Genomic DNA, 17,969 nt, shown 5'->3' with positions numbered 1-17,969 from the left:
ATAGTTTAGGAAAGGCATGCCCCATGGCCGAGACGTTCGATCTGATCCTGACCGGCGGCACGATCCACACCCCCGGCGGCGCCGCGCGCGCGGATATCGGCGTGCGCGACGGGCGCATCGCGGCGATCGGCACCGGCCTCGGCGATGCCGGGGAGCGCATCGACTGCACCGGGCTCGACGTGCTGCCCGGCGTCATCGACAGCCAGGTTCATTTCCGCGAGCCGGGCCTGGAGGCCAAGGAGGATCTCGAATCCGGCAGCCGCGCCGCCGTGCTGGGCGGCGTCACCGCCGTGTTCGAGATGCCGAACACCAAGCCCAACACCGATTCCGCCGAGGCGATCGCCGACAAGCTCGCCCGCGCCCGCGATCGCATGTGGTGTGATCACGCCTTCTACGTCGGCGCGACGGCCGCCAACGCCACGCAGCTCGGCGAGCTGGAAATGCTGCCCGGCACGGCCGGCGTGAAAATCTTCATGGGCGCGTCGACCGGCGACCTGCTCGTCGCCGAGGACGAGCCTCTGGCGCGCGTCCTGGCCCATGGCCGCCGTCGCGTCGCCATCCATGCCGAGGACGAATCGCGCATGCAGGCGCGGCTCGGCGAGCGGGTGACCGGCGATCCGGCCAGCCATCCGGTGTGGCGTGACGACGAAAGCGCGCTGATCGCGACGCGCCGCATCCTCGCGCTGGCCCGCGCGGCGGCGCGGCCGATCCACATCCTCCACGTCACCACGCCGGCGGAGCTGGCGCTGATCGCCCAGCACAAGGACATCGCCACCTGCGAGGTGACGCCCCAGCACCTGACGCTGGCCGCGGAGGATGCCTATCCCCGGCTCGGCACCTGGGCGCAGATGAACCCGCCGATCCGCTCCGCCGCGCACCGCGACGGGCTGTGGCATTGGCTCAACCAGGGCGTGCCCGACGTGCTCGGCTCCGATCACGCGCCGCACACCCGGGAGGAAAAGGCGCAGGCCTATCCCGCCTCGCCCTCGGGCATGCCCGGGGTGCAGACCATCCTGCCGCTGATGCTCGATCATGTCGCCGCCGGCCGGCTGACTCTCGAACGGCTGATCGAGCTGACCAGCGCCGGCCCGCAGCGTGTGTTCGGACTGGTCGGCAAGGGGCGCATCGCCGCCGGCTACGACGCCGACTTCACCATCGTGGACCTCAAGGCCCGCTGGACGGTGGAGGAGAGCTGGCTGGCGTGGCGCTGCGGCTGGTCGCCGTTCACCGGCATGCAGCTCACCGGCCGGCCGCTGGGCACGGTGATCCGCGGCCGGCAGGTGATGTGGGAGGGCGAGCTCGCCCCGCAGGCGACGGGCCGGCCGGTGCGCTTCCAGGCCACCTACCGGCCCTGATCCGGGCCCCCCGTCCGGTTCGCGCCTGTCGGGAAGCAGCCCCCTTGTCGCGGCAGGCGCGAAGCGAAAGGGCGCCACGCCAAGGCCCTTCGATGCGGCATCCCGACAAGCCAATGCCGGCTCGGCGCGGACGGGCCGGGGGCAGTCGCGCGCGGGCGGCAAGTCGATCCGGCCCGATCCATCGACGAAGCCGACGAGTCGGGCGACCAAGAAGCCGTCCGCGCTGGTGATCCCGCGCCCGCCCTCTGCGATAAGCAGGATCGGAGGGACGGGCATTTGACACGATGACGGCAATGGACATCCGCGACCGCTCCGGGCGACGGCAGAGCGCCTGGCTGACGATCGGCTTGTGGTGCTTCACCTACCTTACCTTCCTGATGCCGAGCTTCGCCGACCGCGCCGTGCTCGCCTGGTATGATTATCCGATCATCGCCGCGGCGGTGGCGCCGGGCGTGCTGCTGTCGGTGCCGGTCTATCTGCTGCTCTGGTCGATGCGACGGCGTCATTTCGTGCCGCGCATGATGGCGGCGGGGGTCGCCGCGGTGCTGGCGGCGTGGCTGCATTCGATGCTGGACGTATCGATCACCATGCTGCTGCGCGGCATGTTCGTCGCCGACGCGCCGGTCACGGTGGAGCGGCTGATGACCAGGTTCCTGACCTATGTCTGGATCTACGAGCTTTATGCCACTGCGATCGGCCTGATCCTGTCGGCGGCCACCAGCCAGGTGCGCGAACGCCAGCTGGTCGCGGCCCGCATCGCCCGCCATCAGGCGGAGCTGGCCGCGCTCAGATTCCAGATCAATCCGCATTTCCTGTTCAACACGCTGAACGCCATTTCGAGCCTGATCGTCACCGGCAAGCCGGGCAAGGCCGATGAGATGCTGGGCCGGCTGTCGGGCTTCCTGCGCGCATCGCTGGCCGGCGGGCCGTCCGACACGGTGGTGCTGGCCGACGAGCTCGACACGCTGTCCGCCTATCTGGACATCGAGGGCGTGCGATTCGGCGAGCGGCTGCGCTTCGATCTCGAATGCCCGCCGGAGCTTGAGGACGCGCTGGTGCCGGGCTTCATCCTGCAGCCGCTGGTCGAGAATGCGGTGAAATACGCGGTCGGCCCGTCGCGGCGCGGCGCCACCATCAGGCTCGCCGTGTCCGCGGAGGAGGGGCAGCTCGCCATGCAGGTCAGCGACGACGGCGCGGACTTGACCTCTGATCGTCCGCACGGCACCGGAACCGGTCTGGAGAATATACGCAATCGGCTCGACATACTTTATGGTCGCGCTGCGGAGCTGGAGGCGGGGCCGACTGGGAAAGGCTATGCCGCCACCATCCGGTTGCCGCTGCACAGGGATGGCGACCTGCGCCATCCGATATGAGGGTTGAGGGGCCCAACTTCCATGCGCGTGCTGATTGTTGATGACGAGCCTCTGGCGCTGGATCGCCTGGAGGTGCTGTTCGGCGATATCCCGGAGGTCGAGCTGATCGGCCGGGCCGCCGATGGGCAGGAAGCGGTCGAGGCGGTCGCCCGGCTGTTGCCCGATCTGGTGCTGCTCGATGTCGAGATGCCGGGCCGCAACGGGCTGCGCACCGCGCACGAGTTGAATGTCGAGCCGCGGCCGGAGCTGATCTTCGTCACCGCCCACGAACATTACGCGCCCGACGCGTTCGAGGTCGACGCAGCCGACTATCTGCTGAAGCCGGTGCGCTTCGATCGTCTGCGTCAGGCGGTGGAGCGGGCGCGCCGCCGTCGCGCGCTGCGCGATCAGGCGGGCCGCGTCGATGCGCTCGAAACCGAGATGGCGCAGATGCGCGCCAACGCCCCCGGCGTCGAGCCGGGGCTGGAGGATGACGGCTTCTGGGTGCCGGAGCGGCACGGCCAGCGGCGCGTGCCGCTCGACGCGATCAGCTGGATCGAGGCGGCCAAGGATTATGTGCTGCTCCACACGCCGACGCGCAGCCACATGGTCCGCACGACGATGGGCGCGCTGGAGGAAAGGCTCACCGGCACGCGGCTGATGCGCGTGCATCGCTCGGCGATCGTGCGGCCGGATCGCGTTGCCGAGGTGCGCCGGCAAGGCCGCAACGTAACGTTGGTGCTGGAAGACGGCGCGCAGGTGCAGGTCGGCCCCAATTATCTGAAGCGGCTCGAACAGGTGCTCGGGCTCTGAGCGAAGGGGCACCCCATTACGACGTGCTGATCGTCGGCGCCGGCCATGGTGGTGCGCAGGCCGCGCTGGCGCTCAGGCAGGCGAAGTTTGCCGGCTCGATCGCGATCGTCGGGGACGAGCCCGAGCCGCCCTATGAGCGACCGCCGCTGTCGAAGGATTATCTCGCCGGCGACAAGCCGTTCGAGCGTATCCTGATCCGGCCGGCCGGGTTCTGGGGGGAGCGCGACGTCGCGTTGCTGCTCGGCCGCCGCGTCACCGCGATCGACCCCGAGGCGCGTCGCGTCACCACCGCCGACGGCGCGACGATCGGCTATGGCCGGCTGATCTGGGCCGGGGGCGGGGCGCCGCGGCGGCTGTCCTGCGCGGGCGGCGATCTCGCCGGCGTGCATGCCATCCGCACCCGCGCCGATGTCGATCGACTGATCGCCGAGCTGCCCGCGACACGCCGCGTGGTCGTCGTCGGCGGCGGCTATATCGGGCTGGAGGCGGCGGCGGTGCTGACCAAATCCGGCAAGCAGGTGACGCTGGTCGAGGCCCTCGACCGGGTTCTGGCGCGGGTCGCCGGGCCGGCATTGTCGCGCTTCTACGAGGAGGAGCATCGCCGCCACGGCGTCGATCTGCGCCTGTCGGCGGCGGTTGCCGGCATCGAGGGCGCGGACGGCCGGGCCACCGGCGTGCGGCTGGCCGACGGCGCGGTGCTGCCGGCGGAGATGGTCATCGTCGGCATCGGCATCGTGCCGGCGGTGGCGCCGTTGCTGGCGGCGGGCGCGGCCGGCGGCGACGGCGTGACGGTGGACGATCATTGCCGCACCAGCCTCCCCGACATCTTTGCAGTCGGCGATTGCGCGGCGCATGCCAATCGCTTCGCGGATGGCGCGGTGATCCGGCTGGAATCGGTGCAGAACGCCAATGATCAGGCGACGACCGCGGCCCGCTTCATCGCCGGCCAACCGCAACCCTATGACGCCATCCCGTGGTTCTGGTCCAACCAGTATGACCTCAGGCTGCAGACGGTGGGGCTGTCCGGCGGGCATGACGCGGCGGTGCTGCGTGGCGACCCGGCAACTCGCGCCTTTTCGCTGGTCTATCTGAAAGAGGGCCGGGTGATCGCGCTCGACTGCGTCAACGCCACGCGGGATTATGTGCAGGGTCGCGCGCTGATCCTCGGCCGGGTGCACCCCGATCCGGCGGCGCTCGCCGACGCGCAGGTGCCGCTCAAGTCGCTGGTCTAGGGCGCCGCCCTCGGCGGGGTCGCCTCGGCGAGGATCAGGGCGAACAGGCCGTCCGGGTCGGTCCATTCCCTGGCGACCGTCCAGCCGCCGGCGCGCAGCAGCAGGCGCGCATCGCGGGGGCCGTATTTGTGGCTGTTCTCGGTGTGGATCGTCTCGCCCGCGGCCATGCGGAAAGCGCGGCCGGAGACGGTGAACGCCACGTCCCGCAGCGCCTCCAGATGCATCTCGATGCGCGCCTCTCCCTCGTTCCACAGCGCGCGGTGGCGGAAGGCCTCGACCGGAATATCGCCCCCCAGCTCGCGGTTGATGCGGTGGAGCAGGTTGAGGTTGAAGGCGGCGGTGACGCCGGCTGCATCGTCATAGGCGGGAACGAGGATGTCCTCGCTCTTGATGCGGTCGATGCCGATCAGCAGCATCGCGCCATTGCCGCCGAGCGTGTCGGCCATGGCGCGCAGCAGGTCGACGGCGGTCGGCGGCACCATGTTGCCGATCGTCGAGCCGGGGAAGAAGCCGAGCTTTGGCAGCCGCGACACCGGCCCCGGCAACGCGATCGGCCGCATGAAATCGGCCTCCACCGGCAGCACCGGCAGATCGGGAAAGCGCTGTGAAAGGGCCTCGGCCGAGCTGCGCAGGAAGTCGCCGGAAATGTCGATCGGCACATAGGCCGCCGGCTGGATCGCGCGCAGCAGGTGCGGCGTCTTCGTAGAAGAGCCCGAACCGAACTCGATCACGGCGCGGTTGGCGCCGATCAGCGAGGCGAATTCCAGGCCCTTGCTGGCGAGGATGCCGGTTTCGGTGCGGGTGGGGTAATATTCGGGCAGGTGGGTGATCCGCTCGAACAGCTCCGAGCCCGCCTGATCGTAGAACCACCGGGCTGGGATCGCCCTTGGGGTGGCGGCGAGGCCGGCCAGAACGTCACGGCGAAAGGCGGGGTCGGCGGCGGCCGTCGCGGTGTCGGCGCGGGATTCCTCCAGCAGCATCAGGCATCCTTGGCGAGGCGCAGGCCGGTGAACTGCCAGCGCTGGTGGGGATAGAAGAAATTGCGGTAGCTGGCCCGCGAATGGCCGCGCGGTGTGGCGCAGCTCGCGCCGCGCAACACGGCCTGCCCGGACATGAACTTGCCATTATATTCGCCGACCGCACCTTCGGCGGGGCGGAAGCCCGGATAGGGAAGATAGGCCGAGGCGGTCCATTCCCAGACGTCGCCGAACATTTGATGCAGGCCGACGCGGTGCACGCCCTCGGCCTTGGCGCGGACCGGGCCCGCGGCGTCGAGCTGGTTGCCCGAGGCCGGATCCTGCCCGGCGGCGGCGACTTCCCATTCCGCCTCGGTCGGCAGGCGGGCGCCGGCCCAGCGGGCATAGGCGTCGGCCTCGTAATAGCTGATGTGGCTCACCGGGGCCGCCGGCCGCAGCGGATGCAGCCCGTCCAGCGCGAACTGATGCCACTTGCCGTCGATGCGGCGCCAGTAGAGCGGCGCCTCGATCCGCTCCCGGCAGACCCACGCCCAGCCGTCCGCCAGCCACAGCTCGGGGCGGCCGTAGCCGCCGTCGGCGATGAACGCCTCCCATTCGGCATTGATCACCGGCCGGTCGGCGAGGGCATGCGGATGAAGCAGCACGGCGTGGCGCGGCCCTTCGCAATCGAACGCGAAGCCGGCGCCGTCATGGCCGATCTCGGCCAGCCCGTCGCGCCCCTCGATCCAGCGGATCGGGTCAGGGACCGGGGTCGGCCGGTTGCGGGGCGCGTCCCATATCGCCGGCGCCAGCGGATTCTCGGCGAACAGCGCGAGGATGTCGGTCTGGAGCAGTTCCTGATGCTGCTGCTCATGGTTGAGGCCGAGCGTGACGAGGTCGCGCGCGGCGGGCGGGAGCCGATCCAGCGCGGCCAGCAAGGCGGCGTCGACATGCTCGCGCCAGCCGATCACCTCGGCCAGCGAAGGCCGGGTGATCATGCCGCGCCGGCCGCGTGGATGGCGCGCGCCCTCGGCCTCGTAATAGCTGTTGAACAGGAACGGCCATCGCTCGTCATGAAGGCGGTAGCCGGGAAGGTGATCGCGCAGCACGAAGGTTTCGAAGAACCAGGTGGTGTGGGCGAGATGCCATTTGGCGGGAGAGGCGTCGTCCATCGGCTGGACGGTGGCGTCGGCGTCGCTGAGCGGCGCGGCGAGCGCCGTGCTGAGGGCGCGCACGGCCGCGAACTGGGCCGCCAGCGGGTCGGTGGCGGGGGTCGCCCGCGCTGCCATGTCGTCCATCTCCGGCCCCTTCCGCCGGAAAAACCGGCCGGCCCGAACTTAGGTTCCGCCGGGGCTGTCGCAAGGGGCGCGTGTGGCGCCCGGCCGCCACAACACCTCATGATCGCCCGCGACGACGCGCGCGAGCACGAACAGATGATCGGACAGCCGGTTGAGATAGGCGAGCGCGGCCGGGTTGAGCGTTTCGGCAGCCGCCGCCTCGGTAGCGGCGCGCTCGGCCCGGCGCACGGCAGCGCGGGCGACATGGGTGTGCGCCGCGGCCGGTGTGCCGCCCGGCAGGATGAAGCTCTTCAGCGGGGCCAGCCCCGCATTCATCGCGTCGATCTCCGCCTCCAGCCGCGCCACCTGGGCCGGCACGACGCGCAACGTCATCTCGTCTGGCGTGAACTCCGTGCCCGGCGTGGCGAGGTCGGCGCCGAGGTCGAACAACTCGTTCTGGATGCGCGACAGCATCGCCGCCTGGCCCTCGTCGAGCGGCTGGAGCAGGGCGACGCCGATCGCGCAATTGGCTTCGTCCACCGCCCCGATCGCGGCCATGCGCGGGGCGTGCTTGGCCGTGCGCGAGCCGTCGACGAGCCCGGTGGTGCCGTCGTCGCCGGTGCGGGTATAAATCCTGTTGAGGCGGACCACCGCGCTAGCGGCGCAGCATCAGCAACAGCACCACGATCAACACCGCCAGCGCCTGGAACATGATGCGCGCGCGCATCGCCTTGTTCTGCTGAAGGCCGGAATGGGTGGGGCCGGTGCCCGACATCAGCTCGTGCTCCTTGGTCTTGAGCAGGATGACGACGCCGCGGACCAGCGCTCCGACGGTGGCGATCATCGCCAGCACGAGCAGGATGACGAGGAGTGTATTCATTGCCGCAATGTAGGCCCTTCGCCGTCAGATGCCAACGATATTGCCCGCGCGCGCAGCTCCGCCACCAGCGCCGCCGGATCGGCGCCGGCGGCGCGCATCCCGGCGAGGGAGGGGGCGCCATCGCGCTTGGCGAGGCGGCGTCCGTCCGCCCCGGCGAGCAGCCGGTGGTGGTGATAGCGCGGGGTCGGCAGGCCGAGCAGCGCCTGTAGCAGGCGGTGGACGTGGGTCGCCTCGACCAGGTCCTCGCCGCGCACGACGTCCGTCACCCCCGTCCACGCATCGTCGAGCGTGGCCGCGAGATGATAGGAGGACGGCGCATCCTTGCGGGCGAGGACGATGTCGCCCTGCCGCTCGGGCCGCGCCTCGATGCGGCCGAGGCGGCCATCGTCGAAGAACAGTCGCGCGGGCGCGGCGGCGCGGGCGGCGGCGATGTCCAGCCGCCAGGCATGCGGCTCGCCCAGCCTCGCGGCGCGGGCGTCGGGTGCCAGCGCGCGGCAGGTGCCGGGATAGAGGGCGCCGGCCGGGCCGTGGGGCGCGCTGGCAGCGGCGGCGATGTCGCTGCGCGTGCAGAAGCAGGGATAGACGAGACCCGCGGCCCTGAGCCGGCCGAGCGCTTCGGCATAGGCGGCGAGCCGCTCCGTCTGCCGCAGCACGGACTCGTCCCAGCGCAAGCCGAGCCACGCCAGATCCTCGACGATCCCGTCGATATGCTCGGGCCGCGAGCGCGTGCCGTCGATATCCTCGATGCGCAGCAGGAAGCGGCCGCCCGCCGCGCGCGCGAAATCATGGGCGAGGAGGGCGGAAAAGGCGTGGCCGAGGTGCAGCCGCCCGGTCGGGCTCGGCGCGAAGCGCGTGGTGACCGGCGCGCGCGAAGCGGGCTCTTGACCGCGAGTCGCGGTCCATGCTGTCATGCCCCCGTCACGCACCTCCGTCATAGGGCGCGACGACAGGGAACGCGGCCGGCCTCCGGCATCTGCGTCCTGAGTGCGACAGGGGCGGGCTTCGGCGGCACGGGCGGGTTTCCCGCTTTGAAAGGCCGTTTCGAGCGATGTACCATCCCGACGTCATCCGGCATCCCGACAGCTGCCCCACGCTGGTGCTGAATGCGGACTATACCCCGCTCAGCTATTATCCGCTGAGCCTGTGGCCGTGGCAGACCGCGGTCAAGGCAGTGTTCCTGGAGCGCGTCGACATCGTCGCCACCTATGAGCGCGAGGTGCACAGCCCGTCGGCGCGCATGCGCCTGCCCTCGGTGATCGCGCTCAGGCAATTCGTGCGGCCAAGCGCCTTTCCGGCCTTCACCCGCTTCAACCTGTTCCTGCGCGACAGCTTCACCTGCCAATATTGCGGCAGCGGGCATGAGCTGACCTTCGACCATGTCGTGCCGCGCGCGCAGGGTGGGCGCACGACATGGGAGAATGTCGCCACCGCCTGCGCGCCCTGCAATTTGCGCAAGGGAGGGCGCACCCCGCGTCAGGCGCACATGGCGCTCTACACCAACCCCCACCGCCCGACGAGCTGGCAGCTGCAGGACAATGGCCGGCGGTTCCCGCCCAATTATCTGCACGAGAGCTGGCGGGACTGGCTTTATTGGGACGTGCCGCTGGAGGCGTGAGGCCGCGCGGCGTCCGCTCAGCGGCGGTAGGTGCCGCGCGCCAGCTTGAGCGTGGCGATGAGGAACAACGCCGCGACCACCGCGTGGACCGGGCCGATCGTGTCCGCCCACTGCACCGAGGCCATGGCGTTGGTACCGGCGTCGGCATCGGTACCGAGACAGGCAAAGCCCGCGGCCAGCAAGGGAAGAAAAGGCAACAGGGCCAAGGCGGGCTCCACCAGCGGTGTTGTCAGAAATATGTAACAGGACATGAACGTACCGGCGAGGCCGTTTCTCCCTCGATTGTACGTTTTTGACGGAGCCGCGCTTGACCAGTTTCTTGCCGCAATGCAGCGTCGAAACCATGGCATCACGATCTATCGCGCAAAACCCCGACATCCGTTTCCTTGGCCGCCTGCTCGGCGACGTCATCCGCCAGGAGGGCGGCGAAGCGCTGTTCCGCCGCACCGAATATATCCGCTCGACCTCGGTTGATCGCGCCCGTGGCATCGCCGATGCCGATGCGATCGACCCGGGCCTCGACGCGCTGAGCCTCGAGGAGACCCTCGCCTTCACCCGCGGCTTCATGCTGTTCTCGATGCTCGCCAACCTCGCCGAGGATCGCCAGGGCGTCGCCGCCGAGAGCGGTGCGGATGTCGCCCACGCCGTCAGCCGACTGGAACAGCAGGGCATCGGGCGCGATCGGGTGATGGCGCTGCTCGATCATGCGCTGGTCGTGCCGGTGCTCACGGCGCACCCGACCGAGGTGCGGCGCAAGAGCGTGATCGATCATCGCAACCTGATCGCCCAACTGATGGCACTGCGCGATACGGGCGCCACCGAGACGCCGGACGGCGATCTTGTCGAGGAAGCGATCGCGCGCCAGATCGCGCTGCTCTGGCGCACCCGGCCGCTGCGGCGTGAGCGGCTCTACGTCGTCGACGAGATCGAGACCGCGCTCGCCTATATGCGCGACAGCCTCCTGCCGGCGCTGCCGGCGCTCTACACGCGCTGGGAGCGGGCGCTGAACGCGCGGCCGCCCAGCTTCGTGCGGCTCGGCAACTGGATCGGCGGCGATCGCGACGGCAATCCCAACGTGCTCGCCGATTCGCTGCGTCACGTGCTCGCGCGCTCGGCGGAGACGGTGCTCGGCCATTATCTGCGCGAACTGCACGCGCTCGGCGCGGAACTCTCCATCTCCACCGAGCTCGGGCCGGCGGACGAGGCGGTGGAGGCGCTCGCCGTCGCCAGCCACGACGAATCCCCGGCGCGGGCGGACGAACCCTATCGCCGCGCCATCACCGGCATCTATGCGCGTACCGCGGCCACCTATCAGGCGATCGTCGGTCGTGCGCCGCCGCGTCCTGCCGCGACGGTAGCGGAGCGTTATCAATCCCCGCAGGCGCTGCGCGCGGATCTCGTCGCGCTGGCCCGTGGCCTCGCCCGCGGCGGCGGTGCTGCGGCCGGCGGCGGCGCGCTCGGCCGGCTGATCCGCGCCGTCGAGACGTTCGGCTTCCATCTCGCCACGCTGGACCTGCGCCAGAATGCCGATGTCCACCAGCGCGTGGTGGCGGAACTGCTCAAGGTCGCCGGCGTCGAGGCGGATTATCTCGCGCTGGACGAGGCGGGGCGCGTCGCCCTGCTGCGCCGCGAGCTGGCCGGCCCGCGCCCGCTTTCCTTCCCCGGGGCCGAATATTCGGAAGAGACGCGCTCGGAGCTGGACATCATCCACGCCGCTGCCGAGGCCCATCGCACCTATGGCCGGGCGGCGATCACCGTCTATCTCATCTCCAAGGCCGAAAGCGTGTCGGACATGCTCGAGGTCCACATCCTGCTGCGCGAGGCGGGGCTGTATCGGCCGGGCGAGGGCGCGGCGATCATGGCGGTGCCGCTGTTCGAGACGATCGGCGACCTCGAAAACGCGCCGGCAGTGATGCGCGAATGGTTCGGCCTTCCGGAAGTGGCCAAGGCCGCGCGCGCCACCGGCTGGCAGGAAGTGATGGTCGGCTATTCGGATTCGAACAAGGATGGCGGCTACCTCACCTCGGTGTGGTCGCTGCATCAGGCCGGCCGCGCGCTGGCGCCGGTGTTCGAGGAAGCCGGCGTGCGCATGCAGCTGTTCCACGGCCGCGGCGGCGCGGTGGGCCGCGGCGGCGGTTCCTCCTTCGCGGCGATTCTCGCGCAACCGCCGGGCACGGTCAACGGCCGCATCCGCATCACCGAGCAGGGCGAGGTGATCGCCGCCAAATATGGCACGCGCGAGAGCGCCGCCGCCAACCTCGAGGCGATGGCGTCCGCCACCCTGCTCGCCAGCCTGGAGCCGCCGGCCCTGTCGCCGGCCGACCAGGCGCGCTTCGCCGAGGCGATGGACGCCATCTCCGGGACGGCCTTCACCGCCTATCGCGATCTCGTCTACGGCACCGAAGGCTTCCGCACCTTCTTCCGCCAGATGACGCCGCTGCCGGAGATTGCCGGGCTGAAGATCGGCTCGCGCCCGGCCAGCCGCACCAAGTCCGATCGCATCGAGGACCTGCGCGCCATCCCCTGGGTGTTCTCCTGGGCGCAGGCGCGGGTGATGCTGCCGGGCTGGTATGGCGTCGGTCAGGCGCTGAAGAGCTTCGGCGACATGGCGCTGCTGCGCGAGATGGTCGAGGCGTGGCCGTTCCTGCAGGCGACGCTCGCCAACCTCGAGATGGTGCTCGCCAAGTCGGACATGGGGCTGGCCAAGCTCTATGCCGGGCTGGTCGAGGATCAGGAGATGGCCGGCGCGATCTTCGGCCGCATCCGCGATGCCTGGCACGTCACCCACGACAGCCTGCTCAGCGTCACCCGCCAGACCCGGCTGCTCGAGAAGAATCCGGTGCTGGAGAACTCGATCCTGCTGCGGCTGCCCTATATCGAGCCGCTCAACCACCTCCAGATCGCGCTGCTCCGCCGTCACCGCGCCGGCGAGGATAATCCGCACATCCGCGAGGGCATCGAGCTGTCGATCAACGCCATTGCCACGGCGCTGCGCAACAGCGGCTGAGGCGGACGATGCGGATCCGCGCGGATCAGCGCTTTTTCGCCTTTTTCGCCGCGTCGGCGGCGCACTGGAGCATCGTCTCCTGCGCCGGCGTCGGCTTCAGCGCGGCCAGCGTGAGGGCGCCGTCCACCGGCCCGAGCAGCTGGAAACGCCGGGCGGCGACGGTGCGCCATTCGTCGCGCGACACGCCGCGATTGAAATCCAGGTCGGCCGACGCGATCGGCTGCGGGATGTTGAGCTGGGCATAGCGGCCGGCGCCGAGCGCGCCGCCATAGCGCGCGGCCTCCTTGCGCTCGCGCCCATTGGCAGGCAGCCGCTGGCCACGCTGATAAAGGCTGATCTCGGGGACGTCGCCCTCATAGGCGGTCATCTCAGTGGGATCGATCTCGCCGTCGTGATTGAGATCGAAGCGGGCGAAGCTCGCCTCCGCATCGGCGAGGAACTCGGCGAGCGTCAGCCGCCCGTCACGATCGGCGTCGGCGGCGGCGAACCATATCGCCGAGGGATAGGCCGCGTCGGCCGGCGCGCGAAACACCGCCCCCATCGGCGCGATATAGAGTTGAGGCCGTGCCGCACAGGGATCGGGCCGAGCCTCCCGCTCGCGCTGGGCGAAGAGCGCGGCGGGCAGGAGCAGCAGGGCGACGGCGGCCATGCGGGCGAAGCGGGTCATCGCAACGGCTTAGCCGAGGAAGGCCGCCAAGTCCCAGCGCCTATTCGACGTCGCCGCGCTCCACCGCCAATATCTCCAGCGTCCGCCCCGCGAACGGCACCAGATCGCCTTCCGCCACGCCGGTCAGCGCGCGGGCCAGCGGGGCGGTGAAGGCGATACGGCCGGCGGCGGGCTCGGCCTCGTCATGGCCGACGATGGTCACCGCATTCTCCTTCCTGCCGTCGCGATAGCGCACGCGCGCGCCGAAATCGGCCTCCTCGCCGGCGAAGGGGGGCATCAGTTCGGCGGTGGCGCCGCGGGTCCGCCAATAGCGCAGGTCGCGGCGCAGCGCCTTCAGCTCCTCCTCGCTGCCGCCGGCTGAAACCGCCGCCTCCAGCGCCGCGATCTTCCCCTCGATCAGCGCGAGGCCGCGCGGGGTGACGCGATTGGGGCCGGGCGGGATCGGCAACTCGAAGCGGGGCTCGAGATGCTCGTCATCGCTTTCGCGGCGAAAGGCGACGCTCATCAGCGCCGCTTCGGCATGGAAAAGAAGCACATCCGGCCATCATGCCCCGGAAGGCGGAGGCAGGTCGAGCCCGATTTGCGCCGCCTCGGCGGCTTCGCCGAAGCCGGAAAGGGTGAGCCCGATCAGCCGGACGCCACGCTCCACCGGGCACAGGCCGGAGAGCAGGGCGCGTCCCACCGCCTCGAAGCCCGCCCGGTCCACCGGCCCGGCGAAGCTGCGCGCGCGGGTGACGATGCGGAAGTCGCTATATTTCAGCTTGAGCGTGACGGTGCGCGCATGGGCGTCCGCCTTTTCGGCGCGCGTCCAGACCTCCTCGATGATGCCGGTCAGCCGGTTCTGCAATCCGGCCTCTTCGGCGATATCCTCGAAGAAGGTGGTTTCCGCGCCCAGCGACTTGCGGATGCCATCGGCGCGCACCGGCCGATCATCCTCGCCATGGGCGGCGCGGTGATAATAGGCGCCGGATTTGCCGAACTGTTCGGTGAGGAAGGCGAGGCTCTGTGCGCAAAGGTCGGCGCCGGTGTGGATGCCGAGGCGGGCCATCTTCTCCGCGGTGCGCGGTCCGACGCCGTGGAAGCGCGCCACCGGCAGCGCGGCGACGAACGCCGGTCCTCTCGCCGGGGTGATCACGCACAGCCCGTCCGGCTTGTTCTGGTCGGAGGCGAGCTTGGCGAGGAACTTGTTGTAGGAGACGCCGGCCGAGGCGGTGAGGCCGGTCTGCTCGCGGATGCGGGCGCGGATTTCTTCGGCGATGGCGGTGGCCGAGCCGACGCCGCGCTTGTCGAGGCTGACGTCGAGATAGGCCTCGTCCAGCGAAAGCGGCTCCACCGCATCCGCATAGTCGCGGAATATGGCGCGGATCTGCTGCGACACGGCGCGATAGACTTCGAAGCGCGGCTTGACGAACACGAGGTCCGGGCAGCGCCGCTGCGCCGTCACCGACGGCATCGCCGAACGTACGCCGAAGCGGCGCGCCTCATAGCTCGCCGCCGCGACGACGCCCCGCGCCCGCGATCCGCCGACCGCCACCGGGCGGCCGCGCAGCGACGGATCGTCGCGCTGCTCCACCGACGCGTAAAAGGCGTCCATATCGACATGGATGATCTTGCGCGGCCCCATGTGCCCGGAACATAGCAGGAACCGAAACGGCTTGCCACAGGAAGACAGTTGGGCCGCCCGCGCAAATCACTTATGAGGCGGACCATGCCTTTGCTGAGCCTCGGGTCGAAGCCCTTTTTCGACGACAAGAACCGGGCCTTCTGGGTGCTGCAGTCGCTCGGCTGGGGCGGCTATTTCGTGCTGCGCTCGCTGGGCGGCCTCGCCAACAACATGGGCTGGCTGTTCGTGGTGCCGTCGGCGCTGTCCACCGCCACCGGCTATTCGCTGACGCTCCTGATGGCCGCTTCCTTTCGCCGGCTGATCAACATGCGGCCGTTCATCACCTGGACGGTGTCGATCGCGATCCTGTGCGCGGCCTCCTTCGCCTTCTCGACGATCGAGGTGTGGGCCCATGCCACCTTCTACCGGCCCGGCTCGCGGCCGGAGGGCGTGCAGTTCCTCGGCGCCATCCTGCTCGATTTCGCGCTGCTGGCGGCGTGGTCTTCGCTCTATTACGCGATCAATTTCTACATCCAGCTGGAACAGCAATCCCACCAGCTGCTGCGGCTGGAGACGCAGGCCTCGTCGGCGCAGCTCGCCATGCTGCGCTACCAGCTCAACCCGCATTTCCTGTTCAACACGCTCAACTCGATCTCGACGCTGGTGCTGTTGAAGCAGACCGATCGGGCCAATGCGATGCTGTCGCGCCTGTCCTCCTTCCTGCGCTACACCATCGTGAACGAGCCGAGCGCGGAGGTGACGCTGGCGCAGGAGGTGGAGACGCTGAAACTCTATCTCGAGATCGAGAAGATGCGCTTCGAGGAGCGGCTGCGCGCCCATTTCGAGATCGACCCGCGGGTCGAGCGCGCCCGCCTGCCGTCGCTGCTGCTGCAGCCTCTGGTCGAAAATGCGATCAAATATGCCGTCACCCCCCAGGAAGAAGGCGCCGACATCTCGGTTTCGGCGCGGCTCGCCGGGGGCTGGGTGCGGATCACCGTGTCCGATACGGGCCCGGGGTTGCCTCCGGGCAACAGTGCGCCCAGTTATGGTGGGTCGCAGCCGAGCGATGCGGGCCGGGGCGGGAATGTCCAGTCAACGGGGGTTGGACTGGCCAATATCCGCGACCGGCTGGCCCAGGCCTATGGCCCGGACCACCGTTTCGACGTGCGCGCGACCGCCGCGGGGGGCTTCGGCGTCACCATCGAGATACCTTTGACGGAAAGTCCCAGAGAAGCCGCATGACCATCCGCACCATCCTCGTCGATGATGAGACGCTGGCCATCCAGGGCCTGCAACTCCGCCTGGAAGCGCATGAGGATGTCGAGATCATCGACACCTGCACCAACGGGCGGGAGGCGATCCGCTCGATCAAGACCAACAAGCCGGACCTCGTCTTCCTCGACATCCAGATGCCCGGCTTCGATGGCTTCTCGGTGGTGCAGGGGCTGATGGAGGTCGAGCCGCCGCTGTTCGTCTTCGTCACCGCCTATACGGATCACGCGCTGCGTGCCTTCGAGGCGGACGCGGTGGATTATCTGCTGAAGCCGGTCGAGGAGGAGCGGCTCGCCGACACGCTCGACCGCGTCCGCCAGCGGCTCGCCGCCAAGCGATCGAGCGAGGAGGCGGAACGGCTGAAGGAGGCGCTCGCCGAGCATGCGCCGGAGGCCGCCGAGGCGATCGTCGCCGAATCCGGGGATCAGCATTCGGCCAGCCGCTTCGAGAAGCTTATCAACATCAAGGATCGCGGCCAGATCTTCCGCGTCGATGTCGATACGATCGAGCGCATCGACGCCGCCGGCGATTACATGTGCATCTATACCGGCGACAACACGCTGATCCTGCGCGAGACGATGAAGGATCTCGAAAAGCGCCTCGATCCGCGCCGTTTCCAGCGGGTGCACCGCTCCACCATCGTCAATCTCGACCTCGTCAAGGAAGTGAAGCCGCACACCAACGGCGAATGTTTCCTGGTTCTGGACTCAGGCGCGCAAGTGAAGGTCAGCCGTTCCTACCGCGATGTGGTGGCGCGCTTCGTGCACTGAGGCCGCGGGCGGTCATTGACCCTGTCGATGCGGGGCGCCGGGTATCGGCGAGGGGCCACCCGGCACCCGCCTTTTCAGCCCTTCACCGTCCAGCACTGATTGCCCTCCAGCCCGATCATCTCGCCGCGGATCACGCGATGGCCGGCATGGAGCTGCCCGTCGGCCAGCGCATAGCCGCCGAGTCGCGCGGTCGCCGGGCGACGCAGCAGCCAGTGATGCACAGTCAGCGGCACCGCCTCACGCAGCAGCGCCACCCGCTCGCGCCCATGCACCCCGGCCATCCGCCATGGGGTGACGCCCCAGCCGGCCGCCAGCGTGTCCGGGACGTGATCGGCGGCGGCGTCATCGCCTTCCAGCGCGGCGAGCAGCGCCGTCTCCGGCGGCCCGCGCAGGATGGCCAGCGCCGCGAAGGGCTCGTCGAGCCGCATCGCGCGCAGGATCACCCCGGCGCTTTCGAGACCGCCGATCAGATCCCCATTGATGATGAGATGGGTGGGCAGCTCCGCCCGCCGGCCCATGTCCGCGACGATACGGTTGATCCGCTCGGCCATCAGCATGGCGTCGCCATGGATGCCGGTCAGCACATAGGCGCGCATGCCCGCCGGGATCGCAGGCCGGGCGGGCCAGTGGATCACGCCGCCTGGCCGGCCGTGAAGCGTAGCGCCACCCCGTTCATGCAGTAACGCAGGCCGGTCGGCTGCGGCCCGTCGTTGAAGACATGGCCGAGATGCCCGCCGCAGCGGGCGCAATGGACGGCGGTGCGCTCCATGCCGAAGCTCCTGTCATGGGTTTCGCCCACGGCCTTGGGCAGCGGCTTCCAGAAGCTCGGCCAGCCCGTGCCGCTCTCGAACTTGGTGCGCGACGAGAAGAGCGGCTGGGCGCAGCCGGCGCATCCGAAGGTGCCGGCGCGATGCTCCTTGAGTAGGGGGCTGGTGCCGGCGCGCTCGGTCGCCTCGCGGCGCAGCACATTGTAGGCGTCCGGGCTCAGCATCGCGCGCCATTCGGCGTCGCTGTGGGTCACCGGGAAATTCCCCTGCGCCGCTTCGCCCTCGCCGGCGAAGAGGCCGCCGACCCCGAACAGTGCGAGCGCGGCCGCCGCCGTCCCGCCCGCCAAAATCGCCTCGCGTCTGGTGAAGTTCATGGCTTTATCCTCTTGGGATGCGACGTTTA

At 69.7% G+C, this 17,969-nt stretch carries 19 protein-coding genes; 8 read left to right on the top strand and 11 right to left on the bottom strand.

Going from position 1 to position 17,969, the window contains the following annotated elements:
- The first annotated feature begins 23 nt into the window (after nucleotides 1-23).
- The 4 genes from KOF26_RS10025 (at nucleotide 24) to KOF26_RS10010 (ending at nucleotide 4,752) form a co-directional block, all read left to right on the top strand.
- Nucleotides 24-1,355: a dihydroorotase gene (locus tag KOF26_RS10025; protein ID WP_216323950.1), complete on the top strand. Its 1,332-nt coding sequence runs from the start codon at nucleotides 24-26 to the stop codon at nucleotides 1,353-1,355.
- Between the two features lie 293 nt (nucleotides 1,356-1,648).
- On the top strand, nucleotides 1,649-2,728 hold the full coding sequence (locus KOF26_RS10020; RefSeq protein ID WP_216323947.1) for a sensor histidine kinase: 1,080 nt from the start codon (nucleotides 1,649-1,651) through the stop codon (nucleotides 2,726-2,728).
- Nucleotides 2,729-2,749: 21 nt separating this feature from the next.
- Nucleotides 2,750-3,520: a LytR/AlgR family response regulator transcription factor gene (locus KOF26_RS10015; protein ID WP_216323944.1), complete on the top strand. Its 771-nt coding sequence runs from the start codon at nucleotides 2,750-2,752 to the stop codon at nucleotides 3,518-3,520.
- 23 nt (nucleotides 3,521-3,543) lie between these two features.
- Nucleotides 3,544-4,752 carry an NAD(P)/FAD-dependent oxidoreductase gene (locus tag KOF26_RS10010; RefSeq protein WP_363182211.1) on the top strand — a complete coding sequence of 403 codons (1,209 nt, stop codon included), beginning with the start codon at nucleotides 3,544-3,546 and terminating at the stop codon, nucleotides 4,750-4,752.
- Here the strand turns inward: KOF26_RS10010 and egtD are convergent.
- Genes egtD through gluQRS form a run of 5 tightly spaced genes read right to left on the bottom strand, consistent with a single transcriptional unit; the run spans nucleotide 4,749 to nucleotide 8,776 of the window.
- Complete coding sequence (gene egtD / locus KOF26_RS10005; protein ID WP_216323941.1) at nucleotides 4,749-5,732, bottom strand: L-histidine N(alpha)-methyltransferase; 984 nt, start codon at nucleotides 5,730-5,732, stop codon at nucleotides 4,749-4,751. The genes KOF26_RS10010 and egtD overlap by 4 nt on opposite strands.
- Nucleotides 5,732-6,997, bottom strand: coding sequence for an ergothioneine biosynthesis protein EgtB (gene egtB / locus KOF26_RS10000; protein ID WP_216324116.1), 1,266 nt, complete (start codon nucleotides 6,995-6,997; stop codon nucleotides 5,732-5,734). Before egtB ends, egtD begins: the two co-directional genes overlap by 1 nt.
- 48 nt (nucleotides 6,998-7,045) lie before the next feature.
- Complete coding sequence (locus KOF26_RS09995) at nucleotides 7,046-7,636, bottom strand: cob(I)yrinic acid a,c-diamide adenosyltransferase (RefSeq protein ID WP_216323938.1); 591 nt, start codon at nucleotides 7,634-7,636, stop codon at nucleotides 7,046-7,048.
- Nucleotides 7,637-7,640: 4 nt separating this feature from the next.
- The gene (locus tag KOF26_RS09990) at nucleotides 7,641-7,865 is read right to left on the bottom strand and encodes a twin transmembrane helix small protein (protein WP_216323934.1); all 225 of its coding nucleotides are present in this window, start codon (nucleotides 7,863-7,865) and stop codon (nucleotides 7,641-7,643) included.
- Nucleotides 7,862-8,776: a tRNA glutamyl-Q(34) synthetase GluQRS gene (gluQRS, locus tag KOF26_RS09985; RefSeq protein ID WP_216323932.1), complete on the bottom strand. Its 915-nt coding sequence runs from the start codon at nucleotides 8,774-8,776 to the stop codon at nucleotides 7,862-7,864. The genes KOF26_RS09990 and gluQRS overlap by 4 nt, the downstream gene beginning before the upstream one ends.
- 137 nt (nucleotides 8,777-8,913) lie before the next feature.
- Between gluQRS and KOF26_RS09980 the strand changes: the two genes are divergently transcribed.
- Nucleotides 8,914-9,480, top strand: a complete 567-nt coding sequence (locus tag KOF26_RS09980; RefSeq protein ID WP_216323930.1) for an HNH endonuclease — start codon at nucleotides 8,914-8,916, stop codon at nucleotides 9,478-9,480.
- Nucleotides 9,481-9,497: 17 nt separating this feature from the next.
- Here the strand turns inward: KOF26_RS09980 and KOF26_RS09975 are convergent, their stop codons facing one another.
- Nucleotides 9,498-9,686 (bottom strand): hypothetical protein, encoded by a 189-nt coding sequence (locus tag KOF26_RS09975; protein ID WP_216323928.1) that lies wholly within the window; start codon nucleotides 9,684-9,686, stop codon nucleotides 9,498-9,500.
- A gap of 137 nt (nucleotides 9,687-9,823) precedes the next feature.
- On the opposite strand from KOF26_RS09975, the gene ppc reads away from it, so the two are divergent.
- Nucleotides 9,824-12,487: a phosphoenolpyruvate carboxylase gene (gene ppc / locus KOF26_RS09970; RefSeq protein ID WP_216323926.1), complete on the top strand. Its 2,664-nt coding sequence runs from the start codon at nucleotides 9,824-9,826 to the stop codon at nucleotides 12,485-12,487.
- Nucleotides 12,488-12,512: 25 nt separating this feature from the next.
- On the opposite strand, the gene KOF26_RS09965 is transcribed toward ppc, so the two are convergent.
- Genes KOF26_RS09965 through dinB form a run of 3 tightly spaced genes read right to left on the bottom strand, consistent with a single transcriptional unit; the run spans nucleotide 12,513 to nucleotide 14,778 of the window.
- Nucleotides 12,513-13,154, bottom strand: a complete 642-nt coding sequence (locus KOF26_RS09965) for an EF-hand domain-containing protein (protein WP_253201301.1) — start codon at nucleotides 13,152-13,154, stop codon at nucleotides 12,513-12,515.
- A 40-nt stretch (nucleotides 13,155-13,194) separates the two neighbouring features.
- Nucleotides 13,195-13,659 (bottom strand): GreA/GreB family elongation factor, encoded by a 465-nt coding sequence (locus KOF26_RS09960; RefSeq protein WP_216324110.1) that lies wholly within the window; start codon nucleotides 13,657-13,659, stop codon nucleotides 13,195-13,197.
- Between the two features lie 39 nt (nucleotides 13,660-13,698).
- Nucleotides 13,699-14,778 (bottom strand): DNA polymerase IV, encoded by a 1,080-nt coding sequence (gene dinB, locus KOF26_RS09955; protein ID WP_216323924.1) that lies wholly within the window; start codon nucleotides 14,776-14,778, stop codon nucleotides 13,699-13,701.
- An 84-nt stretch (nucleotides 14,779-14,862) separates the two neighbouring features.
- Here dinB and KOF26_RS09950 point away from each other — a divergent pair, with 84 nt between their 5' ends.
- Together KOF26_RS09950 and KOF26_RS09945 are read left to right on the top strand one after the other, a co-directional pair.
- Nucleotides 14,863-15,999, top strand: coding sequence for a sensor histidine kinase (locus KOF26_RS09950; RefSeq protein WP_216323922.1), 1,137 nt, complete (start codon nucleotides 14,863-14,865; stop codon nucleotides 15,997-15,999).
- Entirely contained in the window at nucleotides 15,996-16,799 is an 804-nt protein-coding gene (locus tag KOF26_RS09945) for a LytR/AlgR family response regulator transcription factor (RefSeq protein WP_216323920.1), read from the top strand. The genes KOF26_RS09950 and KOF26_RS09945 overlap by 4 nt, the downstream gene beginning before the upstream one ends.
- 74 nt (nucleotides 16,800-16,873) lie before the next feature.
- Here the strand turns inward: KOF26_RS09945 and KOF26_RS09940 are convergent, their stop codons facing one another.
- Together KOF26_RS09940 and msrB are read right to left on the bottom strand one after the other, a co-directional pair.
- The gene (locus KOF26_RS09940) at nucleotides 16,874-17,434 is read right to left on the bottom strand and encodes a hypothetical protein (RefSeq protein WP_216323918.1); all 561 of its coding nucleotides are present in this window, start codon (nucleotides 17,432-17,434) and stop codon (nucleotides 16,874-16,876) included.
- Nucleotides 17,431-17,940, bottom strand: a complete 510-nt coding sequence (msrB, locus tag KOF26_RS09935; RefSeq protein WP_216323914.1) for a peptide-methionine (R)-S-oxide reductase MsrB — start codon at nucleotides 17,938-17,940, stop codon at nucleotides 17,431-17,433. Before msrB ends, KOF26_RS09940 begins: the two co-directional genes overlap by 4 nt.
- Nucleotides 17,941-17,969: the final 29 nt, after the last annotated feature.

It is taken from the genome of Sphingomonas quercus (genome assembly GCF_018863195.1).
Taxonomy (GTDB): Bacteria; Pseudomonadota; Alphaproteobacteria; order Sphingomonadales; family Sphingomonadaceae; genus Solisphingomonas; species Solisphingomonas quercus.
Note: the sequence above shows the minus strand (reverse complement) of the source record. Positions and strands in the feature narration are given on the sequence as shown.

Bases quoted from the DNA above. Each gene is read 5' to 3' on its own strand.
- KOF26_RS09945 (WP_216323920.1), top strand. From the start codon at position 15,996: ATGACCATCCGCACCATCCTCGTCGATGATGAGACGCTGGCCATCCAG.
- KOF26_RS10015 (WP_216323944.1), top strand. From the start codon at position 2,750: ATGCGCGTGCTGATTGTTGATGACGAGCCTCTGGCGCTGGATCGCCTG.
- gluQRS (WP_216323932.1), bottom strand. From the start codon at position 8,776: ATGACAGCATGGACCGCGACTCGCGGTCAAGAGCCCGCTTCGCGCGCG.
- KOF26_RS09980 (WP_216323930.1), top strand. From the start codon at position 8,914: ATGTACCATCCCGACGTCATCCGGCATCCCGACAGCTGCCCCACGCTG.
- KOF26_RS10025 (WP_216323950.1), top strand. From the start codon at position 24: ATGGCCGAGACGTTCGATCTGATCCTGACCGGCGGCACGATCCACACC.
- KOF26_RS09990 (WP_216323934.1), bottom strand. From the start codon at position 7,865: ATGAATACACTCCTCGTCATCCTGCTCGTGCTGGCGATGATCGCCACC.
- dinB (WP_216323924.1), bottom strand. From the start codon at position 14,778: ATGGGGCCGCGCAAGATCATCCATGTCGATATGGACGCCTTTTACGCG.
- KOF26_RS10020 (WP_216323947.1), top strand. From the start codon at position 1,649: ATGGACATCCGCGACCGCTCCGGGCGACGGCAGAGCGCCTGGCTGACG.
- ppc (WP_216323926.1), top strand. From the start codon at position 9,824: ATGGCATCACGATCTATCGCGCAAAACCCCGACATCCGTTTCCTTGGC.
- KOF26_RS09965 (WP_253201301.1), bottom strand. From the start codon at position 13,154: ATGACCCGCTTCGCCCGCATGGCCGCCGTCGCCCTGCTGCTCCTGCCC.
- KOF26_RS09960 (WP_216324110.1), bottom strand. From the start codon at position 13,659: ATGAGCGTCGCCTTTCGCCGCGAAAGCGATGACGAGCATCTCGAGCCC.
- egtD (WP_216323941.1), bottom strand. From the start codon at position 5,732: ATGCTGCTGGAGGAATCCCGCGCCGACACCGCGACGGCCGCCGCCGAC.
- msrB (WP_216323914.1), bottom strand. From the start codon at position 17,940: ATGAACTTCACCAGACGCGAGGCGATTTTGGCGGGCGGGACGGCGGCG.
- egtB (WP_216324116.1), bottom strand. From the start codon at position 6,997: ATGGCAGCGCGGGCGACCCCCGCCACCGACCCGCTGGCGGCCCAGTTC.
- KOF26_RS09950 (WP_216323922.1), top strand. From the start codon at position 14,863: ATGCCTTTGCTGAGCCTCGGGTCGAAGCCCTTTTTCGACGACAAGAAC.